At 56.3% G+C, this 21,201-nt stretch carries 21 protein-coding genes; 13 read left to right on the top strand and 8 right to left on the bottom strand.

Translation table 11 applies throughout. The features are described from left to right. Window positions 1-6: 6 nt before the first annotated feature. The 3 genes from Q675_RS19850 to Q675_RS19840 all read left to right on the top strand — a co-directional run bounded on the left by Q675_RS19850 (window position 7) and on the right by Q675_RS19840 (window position 3,550). Window positions 7-480, top strand: a complete 474-nt coding sequence (locus Q675_RS19850) for a DUF2271 domain-containing protein (protein ID WP_011784788.1) — start codon at window positions 7-9, stop codon at window positions 478-480. A 22-nt stretch (window positions 481-502) separates the two neighbouring features. After that, window positions 503-2,722 carry a PepSY domain-containing protein gene (locus tag Q675_RS19845; protein WP_023010252.1) on the top strand — a complete coding sequence of 740 codons (2,220 nt, stop codon included), beginning with the start codon at window positions 503-505 and terminating at the stop codon, window positions 2,720-2,722. Between the two features lie 75 nt (window positions 2,723-2,797). Further along, complete coding sequence (locus Q675_RS19840) at window positions 2,798-3,550, top strand: VIT1/CCC1 transporter family protein (RefSeq protein WP_023010251.1); 753 nt, start codon at window positions 2,798-2,800, stop codon at window positions 3,548-3,550. Between the two features lie 95 nt (window positions 3,551-3,645). Here Q675_RS19840 and Q675_RS19835 read toward each other — a convergent pair whose 3' ends face one another. Beyond that, window positions 3,646-4,140: an NUDIX hydrolase gene (locus Q675_RS19835; RefSeq protein WP_051995569.1), complete on the bottom strand. Its 495-nt coding sequence runs from the start codon at window positions 4,138-4,140 to the stop codon at window positions 3,646-3,648. 147 nt (window positions 4,141-4,287) lie between these two features. Then, window positions 4,288-4,914, bottom strand: a complete 627-nt coding sequence (locus tag Q675_RS19830) for a LysE family translocator (RefSeq protein WP_023010249.1) — start codon at window positions 4,912-4,914, stop codon at window positions 4,288-4,290. 136 nt (window positions 4,915-5,050) lie between these two features. On the opposite strand from Q675_RS19830, the gene Q675_RS19825 reads away from it, so the two are divergent. Next, window positions 5,051-5,533 carry an Lrp/AsnC family transcriptional regulator gene (locus Q675_RS19825; protein ID WP_023010248.1) on the top strand — a complete coding sequence of 161 codons (483 nt, stop codon included), beginning with the start codon at window positions 5,051-5,053 and terminating at the stop codon, window positions 5,531-5,533. A gap of 432 nt (window positions 5,534-5,965) precedes the next feature. Beyond that, window positions 5,966-6,097 carry a hypothetical protein gene (locus Q675_RS38510; protein ID WP_264673076.1) on the top strand — a complete coding sequence of 44 codons (132 nt, stop codon included), beginning with the start codon at window positions 5,966-5,968 and terminating at the stop codon, window positions 6,095-6,097. A 27-nt stretch (window positions 6,098-6,124) separates the two neighbouring features. Here Q675_RS38510 and Q675_RS19820 read toward each other — a convergent pair whose 3' ends face one another. Both Q675_RS19820 and Q675_RS19815 read right to left on the bottom strand, forming a co-directional pair. Next, on the bottom strand, window positions 6,125-6,430 hold the full coding sequence (locus Q675_RS19820; RefSeq protein WP_023010247.1) for a hypothetical protein: 306 nt from the start codon (window positions 6,428-6,430) through the stop codon (window positions 6,125-6,127). A 178-nt stretch (window positions 6,431-6,608) separates the two neighbouring features. After that, window positions 6,609-7,526 carry a LysR substrate-binding domain-containing protein gene (locus Q675_RS19815; protein ID WP_023010246.1) on the bottom strand — a complete coding sequence of 306 codons (918 nt, stop codon included), beginning with the start codon at window positions 7,524-7,526 and terminating at the stop codon, window positions 6,609-6,611. A gap of 166 nt (window positions 7,527-7,692) precedes the next feature. Between Q675_RS19815 and ycaC the strand changes: the two genes are divergently transcribed. Together ycaC and Q675_RS19805 are read left to right on the top strand one after the other, a co-directional pair. Beyond that, the gene (gene ycaC / locus Q675_RS19810; RefSeq protein ID WP_023010245.1) at window positions 7,693-8,313 is read left to right on the top strand and encodes an isochorismate family cysteine hydrolase YcaC; all 621 of its coding nucleotides are present in this window, start codon (window positions 7,693-7,695) and stop codon (window positions 8,311-8,313) included. Between the two features lie 126 nt (window positions 8,314-8,439). Continuing rightward, window positions 8,440-9,354 carry a pirin family protein gene (locus Q675_RS19805; RefSeq protein ID WP_023010244.1) on the top strand — a complete coding sequence of 305 codons (915 nt, stop codon included), beginning with the start codon at window positions 8,440-8,442 and terminating at the stop codon, window positions 9,352-9,354. Here the strand turns inward: Q675_RS19805 and Q675_RS19800 are convergent. Further along, the gene (locus Q675_RS19800) at window positions 9,351-9,812 is read right to left on the bottom strand and encodes a methyltransferase family protein (RefSeq protein ID WP_023010243.1); all 462 of its coding nucleotides are present in this window, start codon (window positions 9,810-9,812) and stop codon (window positions 9,351-9,353) included. The two genes, Q675_RS19805 and Q675_RS19800, sit on opposite strands and share 4 nt — an antisense overlap. Before the next feature lie 29 nt (window positions 9,813-9,841). Beyond that, window positions 9,842-11,305, bottom strand: coding sequence for a malate:quinone oxidoreductase (locus Q675_RS19795; RefSeq protein ID WP_011784875.1), 1,464 nt, complete (start codon window positions 11,303-11,305; stop codon window positions 9,842-9,844). 275 nt (window positions 11,306-11,580) lie between these two features. Between Q675_RS19795 and Q675_RS19790 the strand changes: the two genes are divergently transcribed. The 4 genes from Q675_RS19790 to Q675_RS19775 are packed head-to-tail and all read left to right on the top strand — an operon-like array spanning window position 11,581 to window position 17,208. Further along, a complete protein-coding gene (locus Q675_RS19790; protein WP_023010242.1) occupies window positions 11,581-12,765 on the top strand; it encodes a thiamine pyrophosphate-dependent dehydrogenase E1 component subunit alpha in 1,185 nt (394 codons plus the stop codon). Window position 12,766: 1 nt separating this feature from the next. After that, on the top strand, window positions 12,767-13,744 hold the full coding sequence (locus Q675_RS19785; RefSeq protein ID WP_022992373.1) for an alpha-ketoacid dehydrogenase subunit beta: 978 nt from the start codon (window positions 12,767-12,769) through the stop codon (window positions 13,742-13,744). 26 nt (window positions 13,745-13,770) lie between these two features. After that, on the top strand, window positions 13,771-15,357 hold the full coding sequence (locus Q675_RS19780; protein ID WP_023010241.1) for a dihydrolipoyllysine-residue acetyltransferase: 1,587 nt from the start codon (window positions 13,771-13,773) through the stop codon (window positions 15,355-15,357). Between the two features lie 9 nt (window positions 15,358-15,366). After that, window positions 15,367-17,208: a protein kinase domain-containing protein gene (locus Q675_RS19775; protein ID WP_023010240.1), complete on the top strand. Its 1,842-nt coding sequence runs from the start codon at window positions 15,367-15,369 to the stop codon at window positions 17,206-17,208. On the opposite strand, the gene Q675_RS19770 is transcribed toward Q675_RS19775, so the two are convergent. Next, complete coding sequence (locus tag Q675_RS19770) at window positions 17,201-18,190, bottom strand: XdhC family protein (protein ID WP_023010239.1); 990 nt, start codon at window positions 18,188-18,190, stop codon at window positions 17,201-17,203. The genes Q675_RS19775 and Q675_RS19770 overlap by 8 nt on opposite strands. 209 nt (window positions 18,191-18,399) lie before the next feature. On the opposite strand from Q675_RS19770, the gene Q675_RS19765 reads away from it, so the two are divergent. After that, window positions 18,400-19,308 (top strand): peptidoglycan-binding domain-containing protein, encoded by a 909-nt coding sequence (locus Q675_RS19765; RefSeq protein ID WP_031210908.1) that lies wholly within the window; start codon window positions 18,400-18,402, stop codon window positions 19,306-19,308. A gap of 17 nt (window positions 19,309-19,325) precedes the next feature. Here Q675_RS19765 and Q675_RS19760 read toward each other — a convergent pair whose 3' ends face one another. After that, a complete protein-coding gene (locus Q675_RS19760) occupies window positions 19,326-19,907 on the bottom strand; it encodes a hypothetical protein (protein ID WP_014421625.1) in 582 nt (193 codons plus the stop codon). A 123-nt stretch (window positions 19,908-20,030) separates the two neighbouring features. Between Q675_RS19760 and Q675_RS19755 the strand changes: the two genes are divergently transcribed. Next, window positions 20,031-21,086, top strand: a complete 1,056-nt coding sequence (locus Q675_RS19755) for an NAD(P)-dependent alcohol dehydrogenase (RefSeq protein WP_023010237.1) — start codon at window positions 20,031-20,033, stop codon at window positions 21,084-21,086. Window positions 21,087-21,201: the final 115 nt, after the last annotated feature.

Below are 21,201 nucleotides of genomic sequence, written 5' to 3'. Positions count from 1 at the left end.
CCATTTATGAAAACGTTTGTTCTCACTTGCAGCCTTTTCGCCGCCTTGGCTTTACCGGTATTCGCCCAGGCCCGTGACGTGACCTTCACTACGGAACTACAGAATTACGGCGGCGATGGAGCCTATCTGGCGCTGTATCTTACCGATGCCGCCGGAGAGTATCAGGGTACCCTTTGGGTTTCCGGGAAGAAATCTAAATACTACAAACACCTGGGAGGCTGGGCCCGGGGCAGTGGGCTTGATCCTGCAGAGTATGACGGCTTGACTGGCGCCAGTGTTACCAGTGGCCGCACGCTGAAAGTGACTCTGAACCTCGATGATTCGCTGATCGACAACGGCTATGAGGTTCGAGTCGACTCTGCTGTTGAAGATATGCGCGATATCAGAGCCGATGTGATAGCCCCCCTGACCACCGAAGGGTCCGGAAAGCCGGTTTCAGGACGTGGTTACGTGCGCGCTCTGACCTACGAGCTTCAATAATTCACCAGGAGCATCGACTATTATGTTGCGCAAGTTCCACAGTTTACCGGGTTTGCTTGCAGGCGTGTTCCTGATCGTTCTCTCGGTCACGGGAGCTGTGTTGGCTTTGGCTCCGACGCTGGATAGAGTGTCAGCGGTCATTCCGGCTTCCGGTGAAGTCAGTATTGCCGAGCTGGCAGACCGGGTCGTTGCTCACTATCCCGGGACTGAGCAGATCGTGCGAGAGCCTTCTGGCAAGGTCATTGTCTATTACAGCCGTGACGGCCAGGCCGGTGCGGATCTGGTGAATCCGGTAACAGGTGAGGGCACCGCACCCTACGAACCTTCCGCATTTTTTGGCTGGGTCAAGGACCTGCACCGTGCGTTTATGCTGGATGATGCCGGTAGAGCGCTGGCCGGCGTATTAGCTGCTTTGATGGTACTTCTGTGTCTTTCGGGAATATTGTTGATAGCCCGGCGTACCGGGGGTTGGAAGAATATACTAAGACCGCTTTCCGGCTCAGGCGGGAAACGAATCCATGCCGAGCTGGCCCGGTTTGCCGTGCTCGGCCTACTGTTATCCGCACTGACCGGTAGCTATATGTCGGCACAGCGCTTTGGTTTGCTGCCGGAAGCGCCTGACACAGGGCCAGGGTTTCCGGCTGAGGTCTCGGGCGGGCAACCATCGCCTGTGGGCACCTTAAAAGCGCTAGGCAATTTCGATCTTGGCGAACTCCGGGAACTGGTGTTTCCCTATCCCGGTGATCCGCAGGACGTCTATTCGCTGTCAACCGCCGGCGGCTCCGGATTCGTGGACCAGGCTACGGGCGAGTTGCTGCAGTTCCAGCCGCGCTCTGACAGCGGCGTATTACAGGACTGGATTGTACGTTTGCACACCGGTGAAGGCCTATGGTGGCTTGGCCTGATTCTTGGCGCTGCGGCACTGACTGTGCCAGCTCTCTCGATAACAGGTGCAACCATCTGGTGGCAGCGTCGCCGGTCTTCAGGGCAGCTTCCTGACAACGCCGATGCCGCTCAGGCGGATACAATTATTCTGGTCGGCTCCGAAGGTAATGCCACCTGGGGATTTGCCCGGGAACTCCATAGCAGCCTGAATAAGGCCGGTTTCCGCGTGCATTGCAGCGAGATGAATGCCCTGGCTAAGCAGTATCCGCAGGCTTCCAGGCTGTTCGTGCTGACTTCGACATACGGCGATGGTGATGCACCCGCATCGGCCCGGCAGTTTATGGCCAGGCTCAAAGAATTCCGGGCTGAGAAGAACCTGCGATACACGGTACTGGGTTTTGGTGACCGGCAGTTTCCGAACTTCTGTCAGTTTGCCTTGTCGGTGGATGCTGCGCTCGCCGGTAAAGGCGTCAGCCGTTTGCACGCCATTGAACTGATTGATCGGTGTTCTGCCTCGCAATTCAGTGAGTGGGGAAACCGGGTTGGTGAGGTTATCGGTACTCCGCTTTTCTTGAACTACTGTGCATTGCAGCCAGCAACGGTCAAACTGGAACTGGTAGAAAGGGCGGATTACGGGATTGCGGTTCAGGCGCCCACCAGTATCTTCCGGTTCAAACCGGCGGAGCAGGGCGGATGGCTAACGGCTTCTCCAAGAAGATTTAAAGCGCTGCCACCGTTCGAGGCGGGAGACCTTTTGGGGGTTATTCCCCCACACGGTCAACCCCCGCGGTTCTACTCGCTCGCGTCCTCGGCAAATGACGAAATTGTTGAGATATGCGTCCGTAAGCAGGCCGGCGGTCTTTGCTCCGGTTATTTGCATGGCCTCAAGCCGGGTGATTGTATCGATGGCTTCATCCGCCCCAATCCAGGCTTTCGGCCAGCTACCGATAACCGACCAGTGATTCTTGTCGGTGCAGGTGCCGGGATTGGTCCGTTAACCGGTTTCATCAGAAACAATACCAGATGCAACCCTATGTATCTGTACTGGGGCGGTCGCGATGCCAGGTCAGATTTTCTCTACCAACCTGAGCTTGGGCGCTATCTTGAGGATCATCGACTGAGCGGGCTGAACACAGCCTTCTCAAGAACAGACGAGCGCGCCTACGTGCAGGATAAGCTCAAACAGGATGAATTAGCCGTGCGACAGATGGTTAACACCGGTGCGCAGATACTGGTCTGTGGTGGCCGGGATATGGCGGCGGCTGTGCGGCAGGTTATAGAAGACATTCTCAAACCCTTGCACATCGATATTGAAACTCTGAGAGGCCAGGGACGTTATCTTGAAGATGTATATTGACAGATAAAGTGACAAAGTCGAACTGAGCCTATAATCCCAAAGCACCAAATCGCGTCCTGAACAGGAAGCTGAAAGATGCCATCCACAGAAAATGAAAGACTGCTCAGCGAGCACCAGCCTAATGCCGTTCGTGCACGGCTTGCTGGTCCCGTTAAGGCCTCGACGCTACCAGATGCTGTGCTTGGCGGCATCGATGGCTGCGTCACAACGTTTGCGGTTGTATCGGGGGCCTTCGGTGCTGGCTTCTCGCCCCAGGTCGCGCTGGTGCTTGGTTTTGCAAATCTGATTGCAGACGGGTTCAGCATGGCCGTGAGTAATTATGAAGCGGGTCAGGTGCAGTTGAATCAAATCAAGTTTGCTGAGCGCACAGAACGGGAACATATAACTGCTGTGCCAGAAGGTGAACGCGAGGAAATTCGCCAGCTCTTTCAGGCGAAGGGCTTTGACGGTGAATTGCTGGAGCAAGTTGTAGATGTCATTAGTCGTAATCCCGATGTTTGGGTGGCAACCATGTTGCGGGAAGAGTACGGACTTTCGGGTGCCGGAATTAGCCCACGTCGAGCTGCGCTGACAACGTTCGCTGCATTTTTGTCGGTCGGTGCTTTACCGTTGCTTCCTTATGCGATCCCGGGGTTGGAGAGTCGGATTCAGTTCATGATCAGTCTTGGATTGGCAGGAGTCGTCTTCCTCGGTATCGGAATGCTTAAGAGTATCGTATATGGCTTACCGGTAGTGCGATCAGGACTCCGAACATTGAGCATGGGTACGGCCGCTGCGGGGCTGGCATTTGGTGCTGGGCATTTTGCGCAGAGGTTATTGGGAGGTTAGGTCTTCAGCAGTGAATACCGTATTTAACATAATATACATTATGCGCAGTCACGGATGGCATCACAAAAGAATTAACACCAGACCCAGAAAGCCCCTTAACTCGATTTACTAATGCTCCGCTTCTGCCCCGACACCAACACCAACTCATAGGCCTCCCAAACGATATCTTCAACATCCAGACTCAGAGCGAGGTCGCTTGAGCCTAGCGCCACCATCGGAACGAACGCCGCATCCAGCGCATCATCGGCAGCTACTGGCTCACCAGAATCCCAGTAACACAGCACCGCTATCAGGACAAAATGGGATCGAAGATATCCCTCATCATCAACGTCGTACGCATTCACGGCATTGAAAACTTTGCTGGCGGTAGCACGAACTCCTGTCTCTTCGTACAACTCTCTTACAGCGGCGGCTTCAACCGTCTCCCCGAACTCCATCTTCCCTCCCGGAAACCCCCAGCGACCTGCGTCTGGCGGGTTGGCGCGGCGTACCAACAAGATTTCATCATTTCTGAAGAGCACCGCAATGGTTGCCGCCACCGGGTGCCTGTATCTATCACTTCGAAACCCGCTTACGGTTGCCGTCGCCATAAAACACTCAACTCACCGTTGTTCGTCAAATATAGCCAAACGTGCTTGACCACCCCTTTGAATGAACCGCAAACAACCTCTGGTTATCCAGCATACAGGAGGATTTACCGACTCGTCAGCCTCTAGGGCACTGAACGGATGGCGAAGTCAATCAAGAGCAACCTTCAGCGCGATACCTGTAAGCAGAAAACCAAATAGGTTGTTCTGAGCTCTACGGTATCGAGCATTGCTATTGGTAAGCGCCCAGAGTAATCGCCCCAGAAGAGCGTAGGCAAAATCAAAGACCAGTCCTGTGAGCACCAGGATCAAGGCCAAAATGGCAAATTGTCCCACGATGCCAGAGTCTTCCGAATGGATAAACTGCGGAAGCAGTACCGAACAGAAGATCAGAGATTTGGGATTAAACAGGTTAGTTGCCAACCCTCTCCGGAAACTGGCCAGATACCCCGCTGACGGCTGAGTACCTGCGATTGAATGGGGGTTGCTCTGGAGCGTGTGCGCTGTCCGGAAAAACTGCCAGCCCAGATAAAGCAGATAAGCTGCGCCCAGTATTCGTATCGTATGGTAGGTCCAGGGATACGTGGCCAGCAAGGTTGCAAGCCCCACCGCGGCGAGCAGAACATGGCATCCCCTGGCAATGGCAAGGCCGAGAGCGACGGCCATGGCCTTTCTGGTGCCGCCGCTCACAGAGGTGCCGAGCACCAATATCATGTCTGGCCCCGGTGCAAGGTAGATCGCCGCGAGCGCAGCCAGGAACACGAGAAAATCAGCCATTGGCTACGTCTCCCGGGTGGTAGTGAGTGAATCCTTGAGTATACCTGCCGCCCGGTAGTGAACGATTGCTTTATAACCTATGATGGAGCGGAAAATTGGTGTTATCCGCTAACGTTTCTCTCTTCAGGTGATACTTATGCCAGATTTTAGATTTGACCGGTTTGACAGAAAGCTTCTTGAGACACTACAAACAGATGGCCGTATGCCAAACACAGATTTGGCCGAGGGAATCGGCCTGTCTCCGTCACCCTGCTCTCGGCGGGTACGTTTACTTGAGGAATCCGGGGTGATCAAGGGCTACCGCGCAATCCTGGATCAGGAAAAAGTGGGCTTGGGGCTAACCGTATTCGTTGATATAAAAGTAGAACGCCACCAGGAGAAGGAGGCCGAGGCTTTTTGCGAGGCGGTGAGCGTTCTGCCAGAAGTAGTGATGGCCCATCTCGTGTCCGGGGAGTCGGATTTTCTATTACACGTCGTGGTGCCCGATCTCCGCGCCTATAAGGAATTCTTGACCAATACTTTGCTCAAGTTGCCCGGGGTCCGGGACATTCGTAGCAACTTTGCGATCCAGACCGTCAAACCCCAGTCACCACTGCCGCTCATTCATTTGCCGAGGTGATACCTGCGCGAGATTCAGATGTTTGTATTTCGCTGATTAGAAGCATCATGGGATGCCCCATCAGCCTCCATACACGGGCCACACGGTTGCCTAACTCGACGGCGCAACAAAGTCCTGCGAAATACACGCAAGGCGCCACCAAACAGTTCAGCAAAGAACCTGGCACGTAGCCTGGCATTATCACGCTCTATTTCGCGCATTTTCGGATCCGGGTTATGGAAGGCCATTGCATCTTCTCCCTGCTCTCTGAAAGCCTAGCAAAACCGGAGCATTGGTGGCGATTTCGGTACGTGTCACTTTTGGGGGGGCTGACCTTACCTCATCGAATCTCGGTAAGCTCGCATTTAGTCCCGAAGACAAGCGCTTCAACTCAACACACCTTCTGTTCAGACTTCCGAACAACTTTAGCCCCAGGTATCGGGAGAAAACCTTTTGGCAAAGATTCTGGTAAGTGCCTTGCCGGAGCTGGGTGCACGGTCGCCCTACTTCGCCAGCATGGAATTCAAATCTTCAGTCAGTATGAAATCGACCAGCTTCTGGCTGTACTGGACTCTGCTTAGGTGAAATAGCGCAGATAGATCTGCTGTCTTGTTACAAAGCCTGATGCAACAGATCTAACTGAGATTCACCAACGAGTGTTCGCTCCCGCTCGAATATCACCCAGGTTCTCACCCGAGTTTCAATCTGCCGGCGGTTTCGGCAAATCCACGTGTAGCGTCCCCGACTGTCGGCGACACATTCCATTTGGGCTCCATGTTTTCGGGCGGTGGCCATGTGGCGCTTGAACGTGCGGTCAGGCATGCCGGCAAATCGTTCACGAAGCTGTTCTGAGGTGAGATTGTCATTTTCAAGGACAGCAAGAATGAGTTCGAGTGTGGTTTTGAAGTCGCGGTACATAATTACTCTAAAGATGGTATGCCAGTTACTGGCGCGGGCAACTCCCCACGCCAGTTTTCGGCACATAGTCAGACCATGACGATTTAGCGGACAAGATCCCGACGGTTCGGGGCGGTCAATTATAGCGATGCCAGGTTGCGGCACAAGCAATGAGTCGAGCCAACTTTTGGCATACTTATTACTCCTGTGCCATTGCCCAATCCACGTCTTCCATGGATTCCCCCAGAAAGTCCAGCAAAGCTCTCACCGCCGGCATCAGGCCACGCCTTGAGGGAAAAACCGCATGCAGAACGCCTCCCCGAGGCTTCCAGCCCGGCAGAACGTCGATCAATCGCCCCTCAACCAGGTCTCGCCCACCAACAATCAGCGGCATGCGCACCACGCCCAGGCCTTCCAACGCCGCTTGCCGGAGGGTGAACACATCATCCGTCACCAGTCTGGGCGAGTGGCGCACCTGTGCCGAGGCCTTATCCGGCCCATCCAGACACCAGATGTGTTTGCCATCGGACGGCTCAAAATCCAGACTGGGCAGGTTGGCCAGATCGTCCGGGGTTTCAGGCTGCTGATGGTGTTCGAAAAAATCCTTTGAGGCCATCAGGAACTGAGGGCTCTTTGACAGCACTTTCATGGTCAGCCCGCTGTCCTCCAGCGGTGGAAAACGGACCCGCAGCGCCAGGTCCAGCCCTTCTTTCAGAACATCAACCCGTCGGCTGGTGGCATCAATCTCCACCTTCACATCGGGATACCTCGCCATAAAACGAACCAGCAGTTGTCCCACGTGAAAGTAGATTAACCCTGGCGGGCAGCTCATCCGGATTACGCCCCGGGGCTCGGCCCTGGACCGGTCAATCACCTCCTGCGCAGCCTCTGCTTCCACAAGCATTGCCACGCAATGGCGATAATATTCCTGGCCCAGTTCGGTAATGGTGAATCGGCGCGTGGAGCGATTGATCAGCCGGGTATCCAGGCGATCTTCCAGCATGGCAATCCGCCGGCTCAATTTCGATTTTGGCACGCCGAGCGCCCGGCCCGCGGGGGCGAAGCCGCCGTGATCGACGACTTTAACGAAGTAATAGAGGTCGTTGAGGTCCTGCATGGTGGTTAGCGTTCTGATTATGGAACGATGAGTATAAATTTTGGGGCCTACACAGGCCAGAAAACGGGACCTATGCTTTAGCTATCGTTTCACAAAAGCATCGAATTGCGTGAACCGGTCATCACCTCCAGTGATTTAAGCCGCTAATCAGAAGGAGTAAAAAGCTATGGCATTTAAATACAATCGGCTGAATAAAGATGATGTGGCCCTGCTGATGGTCGACCATCAGTCCGGGCTGCTGTCCTTGGTCCGTGATTTCTCGCCGGACGATTTCAAAAACAACGTCCTTGCCCTGGCTGACATCGCGAAGTTCTTTAACATCCCGACCATTCTTACCACCAGCTTTGAAAATGGGCCTAACGGACCCCTGGTTCCTGAGCTCAAAGACATGTTCCCGGATGCGCCCTACTTCGCCCGTCCTGGTCAGATCAATGCCTGGGACAACGAAGACTTCGTAAAGGCCGTGAAGGCCACCGGGAAGAAACAGTTGTTGATCGCGAGCGTGGTGACCGATGTGTGCGTCGCGTTCCCAACATTGTCTGCGCTGGAAGAAGGGTTTGAGGTGTTCGTGGTTACGGATGCCTCCGGCACGTTCAATCAGACCACTCGAGATGCAGCCTGGAGCCGTATGGAGCAAGCCGGCGCCCAGTTGATGAACTGGTTCAGCGTTGGTTGTGAGCTGCATCGTGACTGGCGCAACGACATTGAGGGTTTCGGTGGTATTCTGGCCAAGCACTTGCCTCACTATGCCAATCTGATGCAGAGCTTCGGTGCGCAGCAAGGTTGACAGCCAAGGCGTCCCGCAACCCGGAGCTGGTCCGGTGCGGGACGTCTCATTTGACACCCATTCAGACTGGCACCAAGCTTCAAACACACCAGATCCTCTCACTCGCACCCGCACCCGGAGCTGACAATGAGCAATCTCGCGCCCGACACTGAAATGGATTGCCCCATCACCGAAGAATGTGGCGCCATAGTTCAGCTCCTTCAGCCCAGAAACCGTGACCTCGGGGGCTTTTCGGTAAGGCGGGTTCTGCCGGTGGTTGGCCAGAAAATGATCGGGCCGTGGATCTTTTTTGACCATATGGGGCCGGCCCATTTTGCGGCCGGGGATGGCATTAACGTGCGCCCTCACCCCCATATTGGCATTGCGACCGTTACCTACCTGTTTCAAGGTGAAATCCTGCACCGTGATTCGCTGGGCAGCCAGCAACCGATCCGCCCCGGGGATATCAACCTGATGGTGGCCGGGCGCGGGATTGTTCATTCGGAGCGGGAGCGCCCGGAAATCACAGCCTCCGACCACACGCTCCACGGATTGCAATTGTGGCTGGCGCTGCCCGAGGCAGACGAAGAAACAGAACCGGCGTTCTATCACTATCCCGGCGACACAGTGCCATCAGTTTCCGTGGATGGCGTTCAGGTACGGGTAATGATGGGAACCGCTTTCGGTGCCGCGTCGCCGGTCAAGACCTTTGCCGATACCCTATACATTGAGGCATGGCTGAAACAGGGGCAAAAGCTTACTCTGCCTGATGCCGAGGAACGAGGGTTGTACGTTGCCAAAGGAAAGCTGCGGGCAGGCGGAACGGAGGTGCCTGAATATTCCATGGCCGTTTTGGCGGCTCACGAGGGCGTTACGGTTGAGGCGATTGAAGATACCCGGCTCGCCCTTGTTGGCGGCGAACCACTGGGGCGACGGTTTATTGAATGGAATTTTGTGTCCAGCCGTAAGGAGCGTATCGAACAGGCCAAGGATGACTGGCAGAACCGGCGTTTTCCCATCGTGCCTGGCGATAAAGAAGACTATATCCCGTTACCTGGCTAGAACCATCGCCCAACCCGTGAGGCGTACCGGGTGTAGTCGTCACCGAATAACGCCCGCATGTGTCGTTCCTCGGGTTTGATCTGGAAGCGATTCATGTACAGCATGAACAGTGGCAGTAACAGAGCGGCAAATACACTGCCCAGGTACAGGCTCCAGGCAATCAGCATCAGCAGAAAGCCGAGGTACATGGGGTTTCTGGTGTAACGGTAAACCCCGTCAACCACCAGGCTGGCAGACTGATGGGGCGTACGAGGATCCACGGTGGTGCCTCCTGCACGAAATGCCAGAACGCCGGCCAGGGCAATACCTGCGCCAGCCAGGACCATGAGGGTGCACAGAATCAGCCTGCCCGGAACGGTAAAATAGCCAGACGGCAACAGCCTCGAAATAGCCCACATGGCCGCCCCGAAAAGGATAACCAGAACAACGGGTGGAACCTTGAGTTCAAGTGCTTTCACTATTTGTGTTCGTCCCTGAGAACGCCTGGCTACGCTGGTATCTCTGACTGGATGCCCAAGGCTGAGTTTACGGCGTCCCGAATCTCGCGATACCGCTCCGGATTGCTGATCAGTGTATCCAGATTGTCCTCAGGGAACATCTCTTTCAGCTTGGATCTGGCGGATTCTCCAGCAAATACCGCCGGGAACAATTGCTCCAGGGCACGCAGCATCACCTCAGGTGACACCGAGGCGCCAGGCGACGCCCCAAGTATTGTGCCGTAGGTTTTATCCTTCGAAACGATAATCTCTGTACCCATCTGCAGATCCCCATCCTTGATGATCTGTACCCGCTGGCCAGCCTCAATAGGCTTCCAGTCAAACCTGGAGCTCAGGCCCGGAGCAAATTTCTCCAGCGACTCCAGCATGCTTTTCTCGCCTTTGAAGGTCTCAGAAACCAGATATTTCACGAGAGCGAAATGCTCTATCGCGACGCTCAGCAACCCGGGGATATCGTGCAGGCGCATGGCCTTCAGATAATCAATGAATCCGCGCCCTTTTTCCAGAACGGGCTTGAATGAGGCAAATGGGCCGAACAGCAAATAATGCCTGCCATCAGCCACCCGCAGGTCCAGATGCGGTACAGACATTGGAGGTGCACCAACTTCCGCCTTGCCGTAGGTTTTTGCGCGGTATTGACGGGCCTGCTCTTCGGTAATTTCCGCCTGCAGAAAACGCCCGCCCACCGGAAAACCGGTGAACCTCCGGGCAAACGGTAAATGACTTTTCTTGAGAATGGGGAAGGCACCCCCGCCCGCGCCAACAAACAGTATGTCGGCCCGATGCTGAACGGCAGCGCCCCGGGTTTGCGTTTCTACCAACCAGCTCCCCGCTGGGTTTCGGTGCACCCGCTTTACATGGACGCCATACTCGACTTTTACGCCCAACTGCTTCGTCGCATATTCCGCCATCTGTTCAGTCAGGGAACCAAAATTCACATCGGTTCCCGTTTCCACAACGGTCGCTGCCATTTTCTCGTGATGGGGACGGCCGTCCATGGTGTAGGGAATCCAGCTCTTGATCTCGTCAAATTCCTCGGAAAAGCGCATGTGCTCAAAAAAGTGGTGGGCGGACATTTCCTTGAAGCGTAGCTTGAGTTCCTCGATGGACGGCTCGGAGACCAGGGTGCAATGGCGGGTCTGGTTGATGAAGCTAGTGGGCTCTTTTATCGCACCTTTTCGAACAAGGTAGGCCCAGAACTGCTTGGCAACGTTGAACTGGGCATGGATTTTCAAGGCTTTCTCCACCGAGATTACCTCGCCATCCACCGGCGTATAGTTAAGCTCGCAGTTGGCCTCGTGGCCCGTGCCGGCATTGTTGAAAGACCAGGAGTTGCCTGCGCCCGGGCTGTCCAGTCGCTCCAGAATGGTGATATCCAGTTCGGGCGCCAGTTCCTTCGCCAGGGTGGCAAAAGTGGTTCCCATTATCCCTGCGCCGATCACGATCACATTCATATGCCTGCCCACCAGAGTCCGTTTAATGAAGCTATTCAATAGAGTACCTGTATTGACGTTAGCATGCTTGCGGCCAACACGGAAAATTCATCGGTTTGGCTCAGTTAAATAAAAATCCGCATTCTGGGTCTACCCGATGGATGCAGTTTACGTTAAGGTAAAGGTAAGCCTGGAATGATCCACATCAGATTTCCCCAGGTTGTCTACAATGACATTAACGACACGCCCACAAGGCGTGTTTTGTTTCCTCAGGCCAATACCCCAGGAAGAGGACTATGACAACAACAAAATCGAAAGTTGTGTATTCCCCCTCGTTCACCGATGGTGCGGAATTCCGTATTCCCACGTTCAAGCTCCTGAAGCAGGATGGCAAGCTCTATAAGAGCGCCAAAGCGCCGGATCTTGAAAAAGAGAAAGCCCTTCGCATCTACCGGGCCATGGTCACCACCCGGATTCTCGATGAGCGTATGCTTGCTGCCCAGCGCCAGGGGCGTCTGAGCTTCTACATGCAGTGTACCGGTGAAGAAGCCGCCGTGATCGGCAGCGCCGCCGCGCTGGATGATAACGACATGATCATGGCGCAGTACCGGGAGCAAGGCGCCCTCGCCTACCGCGGTTTTTCCATCGACGAATTCATGAACCAGCTTTTCGGCAATGAGCTTGATTACGGTAAGGGCCGGCAAATGCCCGTGCACTACGGCTCGAAAAAGCTGAATTACATGACCATCTCTTCGCCCCTGGCCACCCAGATTCCCCAGGCCACCGGCTATGCCTATGGCCAGAAGCTGGCGGGAGACGGCCACTGCACCATCACCTATTTTGGCGAAGGCGCCGCGTCCGAGGGTGACTTTCACGCGGCCCTGAACATGGCTGCAGTCCATCGCGTACCCGTCATCTTCCTGTGCCGGAACAACGGTTATGCCATTTCCACCCCCGCAGCCGAACAGTTCGCAGCCGACGGCGTAGCACCCAGAGCCTATGGCTACAAGATGGACGTTATCCGGGTAGACGGTAACGACGTACTGGCCATGTATGAAGCCACCAGAGCAGCCCGGGAGCTGGCCGTCAAACACAATCGCCCGGTATTGATCGAGGCCATGAGCTACCGCCTTGCGGCCCACTCCTCCTCCGACGACCCGTCCGGTTATCGCAGCAAAGACGAGGAAGCGGTATGGCGCGAGAAAGACCCGATCCTGCGCATGCGCCTGTGGCTGGAAAGCAAGAAATGGTGGAGTGAGGACGACGAAAAACAGTTCCAGGAAAACATGCGCCGGGAAGTGCTGGAAACCATGAAGCGGGCGCAGAAGCGTCCGCCACCAGCCCTCGGAACTCTGGTTACCGATGTCTACAACGAAGTACCTCCCATGCTGGCCGAGCAGTTTGAGAAACTGAAGGCTCACATACGTCGATATCCGGATGAGTACCCAAAGAGCGCCGAACACGTTAAGGGAGGAGCGTGAGATGACCAAGATGAATATGCTCCAGGCCATCAACAATGCCCTGGATACCGCCATGGCGGCCGATGACAAAGTGTTGTGTTTCGGCGAGGACGTGGGCGTTTTTGGCGGCGTGTTCCGCGCTACCAGTAATCTTCAACAGAAATACGGCAAGTCCCGCTGTTTCAACACACCGCTGGTGGAACAGGGCATCATCGGTTTTGCCAACGGTCTGGCCGCCCAGGGCTCTGTGCCGGTGGCGGAAATCCAGTTTGCCGACTACATCTTCCCGGCCTTCGATCAGATCGTGAACGAATCGGCGAAATACCGCTATCGCTCCGGCAACCTCTTTAACGTTGGTGGTCTGACCATTCGTGCACCCTACGGTGGTGGCATTGCCGGCGGCCTTTACCATTCGCAATCTCCGGAAGCTTATTTTGCCCATACCCCGGGCCTCAAAATCGTGGTGCCCCGCAACCCCCATCAGGCCAAGGGCTTGCTGTTGGCTGCCATCCACGACCCCAACCCGGTACTGTTCTTTGAACCCAAGCGCCTGTACCGGGCCTCCGTGGGCGAGGTGCCAGATGAAGATTACCGCCTGCCTCTGGGTGAAGCCGAGATCACCAAGGAAGGCACTGACGTGACCATTCTTGGCTGGGGCGCCCAGATGGACGTGATAGACCAGGCGGTTGAGCGCGCTGAGAAGGAAGGCATTTCCTGCGAGGTGATTGACCTCCGGTCGATCCTGCCCTGGGATGTGGAAACCGTGGCCAATTCCGTGCTCAAAACCGGGCGCCTTGTGATTACCCACGAAGCTCCTCTCACTGGCGGCTTTGCCGGCGAAATTGCAGCGACCATTCAGGAGCGCTGCTTCCTGTACCTGGAATCTCCCATTGCGCGGGTAACCGGGATGGACACCCCCTTCCCGCTGGTGCTTGAGAAGGAGCACTTGCCGAATCACCTGAAGGTCTACGAGGCCATCAGGGAAAGCGTGGAATTCTAGGCGGATATCAGGACAGGAGAACAAGCATGAGTGATTTTATTCTGCCCGATATCGGCGAAGGTATCGTGGAATGCGAACTGGTCAAATGGCTGGTAGCCGAAGGCGACGTCATCGAGGAAGACCAGCCGGTGGCCGAAGTGATGACTGACAAGGCGCTGGTGGAAATTCCTGCCCCCTACAAGGGCCGGGTTACCCGTCTCTATTACAAGGAAGGCGATATCGCGAAGGTGCATGCGCCACTGTTCGAGTTGGTGGATGAGAGTGGCGAGGCCGGGGCGCCGGCACCAGCAAGCGCTGAAGAGTCGTCGCAGGTAGATTCTGCCCCGGAAGCTGTAGCCAAAGCGGAACCCGCACAAGGCGGGGACGATAATGCGACTGAAGACTTTATTTTGCCCGACATCGGTGAAGGGATTGTCGAGTGCGAGGTCGTTCAATGGCGCGTCGCCGAGGGCGACGAGATCGAAGAAGATCAGCCGGTCGTGGACGTGATGACCGATAAGGCCATGGTTGAAATCACCGCCCCCAAGGCCGGCCGAATCACCAAGCTCTACCACGAGCAGCAATCCATGGCGCGGGTGCATTCACCGCTGTTTGCCTTCATCCCGCGGGATCGTGAAGAGGCTCCTCAGCCAAAGAGTGAATCCAGGCCTTCGGCGGACGCCGCGCCCACAAAAGCGACACCGGTGGCAACCGGCAACCGGGCCCGGATTCCGGCAAGCCCGGCGGTCCGTCGGTTGGTGCGCGAGCACGAGCTGAACCTGGGCGACATTGCCGGTTCCGGCAAGGATGGCCGGGTGCTTAAGGCAGATGTTCTGGCGCATTTGGAGCAGCCCAAATCAGAGCCCAGCGCCACCGAAGGTCAGGCTGAACCCAGCACGCCGCCTCGACGCCAGGCAGAAGGCGGCCAGCAAGTGCGTGTGGAACCGATCAAGGGCATGAAAGCGGCCATGGCCCGGACTATGGTTCAGTCGGCAACCACCATCCCTCACTTTATCTACAGTGAGGATATTGATGTAACCGACTTGCTCAGGCTGCGGGAACAGCTGAAGCCGGAGGCTGAAACCAAAGGCACCCGGCTAACGCTCATGCCATTCTTCATGAAGGCCATGGCCCTGGCTGTTCAGGAATACCCGGTATTGAACAGTCAGTTGAACGAGGATGTGACCGAAATCCACTACCTGCCCCACTGCAACATTGGCATGGCGGTAGATGGCAAGGCCGGCCTGGTGGTACCCAACGTCAAGCACGTTGAACAGCTCACCCTGCTGGGTATTGCCGAGGAAATCGCCCGGTTGACTGAGGCCGCCCGTTCCGGCCGTGTCAGCCAGGATGATCTCAAAGGCGGCACCATCACCATTTCCAATATCGGCGCATTGGGCGGCACCTACGCAGCGCCCATCATCAACGCACCGGAAGTGGCGATTGTGGCACTGGGCCGCACCCAGAAACTACCGCGTTTCGACGCCAATGGTCAGGTGGTTGAGCGGGCGATCATGACGATCAGCTGGGCCGGCGATCACCGCATTATTGATGGCGGCACCATCGCGCGGTTCTGCAATCTATGGAAGAGCTATCTGGAGTCGCCCCAGACCATGCTGTTGCATATGGGCTGACGGGCTGTGATGGAGCAGGAAAAGCATCTTCAGCAATTCTATATACCGGAAGAGCAGTCGATCTACCTGCTCAGCCACGATGATGCCAAGAAGCTCAAGGACTGGGTGGCGCTTTGCGTTGCCCAGCTCCGCCAACTGGGTTACCGGGATGTTGAACTGATTGGCAAGGGCGCCTATGGGTTTGTGTTTGCCGGCCGTTTTCCCGGCCTGGACACACCAGGCCCGGAGCATGTGTTCAAATTCACTCGCATCAACCTGCCCCAGCACCTACAGGATCGCCTGGAAGACGAAGCCTTCATTCTGGAGCAGGTGCATCACCCCAGAGTGCCGCGACTGATCGCCTTCCAGCGCGCCAACAACCAACCTATCCTGGTCATGGAACGAGCCGCAGGGCTCAATCTGGAGGAAGTCTCGCTGCAGGAAGGCCGTCTGAAGCCCCGGCTTATTATTCGGATAGCGGACCAGTTGGCGGATATTCTGCGCTGCCTGCGCCGGGAAACCGGGCCCGCCGGCCGTCCGATTGTTCATGGTGACATCAAACCGTCCAACCTGGTGTTTGACGCCCGCACCGAGAACATTGCCTTGATTGACTGGGGGTCCTCGGTGTTCGCCCAGCTGGATGCCAATCAACAGTTCGTCACCGCCAATGTGATGGAACTGATGTCGGATAACCTGCAGCAAACCAATGCCAGACTGGGCGATGTCTATTTTATCGGCGAGGAGCAGCTGAACGGCGGGCTCTCCTCGCCCCGCTTTGACGAACAGGGGGCTGCCGGAACCCTGTATGCCCTCGCCTCTGCCCAATCCTGTCGGTTTGGGCACCGGGCGATTCCAGCTGCGTCTCTGGGGCTTCCCATGGAATTTGCCCGAATGCTTGATGGCATGCTGTCGCCTGACCCGGAGACTCGCCGCAAGGCTGGTGATTACTACTTGCGGGAAATGCCCCGAATGGCCCGCACGGTGATGATTGACCTGCCGGCACGGCCGACCACTCCGCAGGTGCCGGTATGGGTGCGGGCGTCCGGGCAGGAAATTGATACCGTGGTATACAGTTCCCGGAAGTCGTTTTTGCGGGAGGAAGGTGCCCCGGAGACCCTGAGTGATGTGAACGACGTCCAACTCGACCGCTACTACAAGAACTTCATGCAAGGCATGGGGGAAACCGAGAAAGCGTTTCTGGCGGCGGTCAGTCGGCTCGGGCGCTACCCTGTGGAAGGAGGCCTGGCGGTACGCTGGGAAACCGACGGTATCTATATCGATACCTCTCTGAACCTGCATGATCCGACGTTGAAATCGGCCTTTGTCCAGGCCGTCAATAACATGGTGTACCTGGCCCAGGCCATCTACCGCAAAGGTATCTTCAAAAGCTGCCTGTTCAACGCCCGTAACACCCTGCACATTGATCGTGAAGATCCGGGCAAGCCGTTTCTCGTCTCCCCCGGCATGAATCTGCACTACGAAGTGAGCGCAGCACCGGAAGTGGAAGATGAAAGCCGCGTGCATTCCTATTTTGAGGATGGACCAGACCCGGAAGAATTCCTGGTATTGCCCGAGACGATTATCCGGGCACTGGAACGTCTGAACGACATCCACCACACCGGCATGATCATCTTCGAAGCCCTGCCCCGGCACCTGAAGATCCACAGCCATTACCGACTGCTGGACCCCGAGCGGGAACCGGAATTCCGGGAACTGCTGGACGAGATCCTGTCTGCGGTGGAGCAGATCGCCGGGCTTGGCGTGTCCGGGTATATGAAAATGCCCTACAAAGACACCCGGTTCTTTCCGCACATCGAGCGGCTGCCCGACCGGTACTACCCTCGAAACCCGCGAGCCGAGAGCGTTAACTGACCGCCCGGAAAAGCTGGCGCCGGGCACGAACCACATCTGCCATAATCGACAAGGCAATCTCGGCCGGTGTCTTGCTGCCGATATCCAGCCCCACCGGCATATGAATACGCTGAATCTCGGCCTCAGTGAGCCCGCCACTGCGTTTCAACCGTTCCGCCCGGGCTTTTGAAGTGCGCATTGAGCCCATGACACCAATATAGCCCGCTGGCGTTTTGACCGCGGCCATCATCGCCAGGTCATCAATCTTTGGATCGTGCGTAGTGGCCACTACGGCCGTCGAGGGGGCACAGGCACCGTCTTTGCCGAGGTATACGGAGGGCAGTTGAGCAATAAACTCGACACCTTCGGGCAAATTGTGGGTGCCTGCAATGTCTTCCCGTGGATCGCAAAGCACCACCTCATAACCCAGGCCCAGAGCAAACCGGGCGCAGGCATCCGCTACCGTTGAATATCCGGCCAGAATCAATCGTGCGACGGGTGCGACAACAATCTTTATGGTCTCGCTTCCCTGCTCCCAAATGACCCGGCTACCGTGATCATCGACAGGGTGGAGACTGACGTTGCCACCAGCTAGGCCTACTTCCCGCTCCAGGGCTTCACCAGTTGAAAGCCCTTGCAGCAGCGTCCGCAGCTGATCGACAAAATGTGACTCCGGAGATCGCTTTTCCACCAGTACTTCCAATTCGCCCCCACAGGGCAGCTTCACCTTTGGATTGCGGTTTTCCTCGCTGTCGCCACCATATCTCATGACAACGGATGGCAAGGTATATTCCCCCTGCACCAGTCGATCCAGGAAATCCTCTTCAACACAGCCGCCGGACAATGACCCCACATGCGCTCCGTCGGCTTTCGCTACCATCATCGCTCCGGGTTCCCGGGGGGAAGAGCCGAACGTGGACAGCACGGTGCACAGCCAGATCGTCTGCCCTTGCTCCAGCCAGTCAATGGCCTGCTGTATAACGCGATAATCGAGATTCTGCATGCTTGGCCTGCCAAAACTACCGGGGGCGCTCTGCCCGTTCTGTGTCTGATGGATTGTGACAATACCAGCAACCTCCACAACATCCTACGGGCACCTTGCGCCAACTTGTTAACCACTTCATAGGCGCAACTATTAATCCCTGATACGGTGAAGATACTCAGTAACAATATGTAAACAACAATACCAATGAGCCATTGGAGGGATTCGCCATGAAACGCTCACCGTTGCAGGGACGCTGCAAGACTACCGCGCAAGGCATGGCCCTTTTCTCAAGCATAGCCATCTGTGGCTGGGCCCAGGCTAATTCTCCAGTTCACACCGTCTTTGCTGCTGAAAATGCGCTCTATGGGTCCGGCTACGATATCGGTACGGCTGACGGTTGGATAGACGACAAGCTGCGCACGGCCATTCGTCAGTACCAGTCCGATCGCCCAGAACTTTCAGCAAGTGGAAATCTGGATTCAGCCACCCTCAAATCCCTTGGTGTGGCGGCGGCTCCGACCCTGACGATCCAGAGCAATTCTGTGGCTTCCCGGTCTGCCGCTCGCGATCAGCTCGGTCTTGCCGCAAAGGTCCCGTCACCCGCCCATTCCGTTGCCGCTATTGCACCAAAGCCCAAGCCGGAACCGGCCCCCGAAGTTCAGGAGCCTGAACCGGAAACAGTCGAGCCGGAGGTCGTGGATACTACGGAACCGCGAGAAAATCAGGTGGCGGCCGTGGAGCCGGCAGTGCAATCCGTCCCAGCAGAAGACTCTGAACTCGGCCCGAATGAAAACCTGAAAGAACAGCGTGTTACAGATCTTTCTTCATCCGTTTCCGAAAGTGGTCAAACGCCAGTCACCGAAGACCAGGAGCCGGCAGAAGTCGTCGAGGTGGTCACTGGCGATAACGAAGAACTGATCGCCCAACTGCCCACCGAGCCCACCGAGCCCACCGCAGCGGGCCCGGACGAGCCGCTCGTTGTTGAAGAAGAACCGGAACCCGTGATTGTTGATGCGCCAGTGGCAAACGCCAGCAAGCCGGTTGCTAACCAGGAAGCAAAGGCCGAACCGCGCCCACAGAGCAGCGGCGGCTTCTTCTCCTGGCTGTTTGATTTCTTCTTCGGCTGGATAGCCTGATATTGAAGGCGGCAGGCTCAGTCCTGCCGCTTCATGCGCTCCACATCGGCTTTCGCATCTCTCAGGAAGGATTCAACCGTCTCGCCGGGCAGCAGCAACTGCTGTTCAATCATTGAATCCCGCCAGTCTGATTCTTCAAAGATGCAACGATACTCGTTGGGAAATTCTACATACAGGCGCTTGAAGTACTCCCGCGCGAGCACCTTGTTGGGTTCCTTGCGGCGCGACTGCAACACCGCCATGTTGTACAGGGCACCGGCCCGGATATGATCCGGCTGACTTTCATCCTGATAGATCTTGTCCAGTCGGCCCAGCACTTCGTTCAAACCGGTTAACCGGTATTCCTTGAGAATCTCTGCCGCAGACTCCATTACCCGGTCTTCCCCGTGCCTGCACGGAGAGTTGGCGTGGTCTTCGACGTACTGATCCACCGCCCGCTCCACTTCATGGCGGTGCTTGTGGTCCTGTTTCTGCTCATACACAAAACCGGTGCCAACGCCGGTGGCAATGGTACCCGGCATACAACCGCTGACCAGGCCCGCGCCCAGCGCGATTGCGCCCGCCAGCCACACAGCTTTGAGAGATTGCGTGTTTGTCATCTGGTCATCCCTGATGGTGTGGAATACGTAGGTTACAATTGAAATGTACTGAGTAACACAAGGTAACTGTCCTGCTGCGACAGAACCGTGATCCTTGTTCTAAAACTGAAAAGGAGTGAACGAATGGCCACTACCAAAGCATACGCCGCCACTGCCCCGGATTCCGGCCTGGCCCCCTACGCCATTGATCGCCGGGAGCTCCGTGCAGACGATGTAGCGATCGAGATCGACTACTGCGGTGTCTGCCACAGTGACCTCCACACCGTTGAAAATGATTGGGGGGGATCAAAATATCCGGTCATTCCGGGCCACGAAATTGTTGGACGGGTCACCGCCGTTGGGCCAGAGGTCAGTCACTTCAAAGCCGGCGACCTGGTGGGCGTGGGCTGCATGGTAGACAGCTGTCGCAGTTGCTCCGCCTGCGACTCCGGACTGGAGCAGTACTGCATTGAAGGCTCCACCATGACCTACGGCAGCCTGGACCGCCACGATGGCTCGGTCACCCACGGCGGCTATTCCGAGCGCATTGTTGTCAGCGAACGCTTTGTGGTCCGGGTTCCGGAAAAACTCGACCCCGCCAGTGCGGCTCCCATTCTGTGCGCGGGCATCACCACCTATTCTCCACTCAAGCACTTCAAGGTCGGCAAAGGCCACAAGGTTGGCGTGCTCGGTATGGGTGGCCTCGGCCACATGGGCGTTAAATTTGCCAAAGCGCTGGGCGCCGAAGTCACTATTTTCACTCGCTCAGAAGCGAAGGTGGCGGAAGCGAAGAAGCAGGGTGCGGACCACGTTATCATCTCCACCGACAAGGAGCAGATGAAAGCCGCCGCAGATTCCTTCGATTTTCTGCTCGACACCATTCCTGTAGCCCACGACCTCAACCCGTACCTGAAGTGTCTGAAGTACGACGGCACACATATTCTCGTGGGTTTGCTCACCCCAATTGAACCCGCCCTTCAGGCTGGCCTGCTGGTGACCAAGCGCCGCGTGGTAGCCGGCTCTCTCATTGGCGGAATGCCGGAAACGCAGGAGGTTCTGGACTTCTGTGCGGAGCACGACATCACCTGTGATATCGAGATGCTGGATATCCGGAACATCAACGAAGCCTACGTGCGCATGAAGAAAGGCGATGTGAAGTACCGCTTCGTCATTGATATGAAAACGTTGAAAGAAGGCTAATATCCCACCCCTTGCCCGGGCGCCCAATGTGTCGCCCGGGCAGTCTTTGACAATCCGCTAATAACCAATCCGGTTGCAAAGGTTTAGCATGGGTCTATCGTTACCCTATAAACCC

Origin of the sequence: Marinobacter sp. EN3 (genome assembly GCF_000475315.1) — a bacterium.
Lineage (GTDB): Bacteria > Pseudomonadota > Gammaproteobacteria > Pseudomonadales > Oleiphilaceae > Marinobacter > Marinobacter nauticus.
The sequence above is the reverse complement of the archived record's forward strand: the minus strand, read 5'-3'. Positions and strand labels throughout refer to the sequence as shown.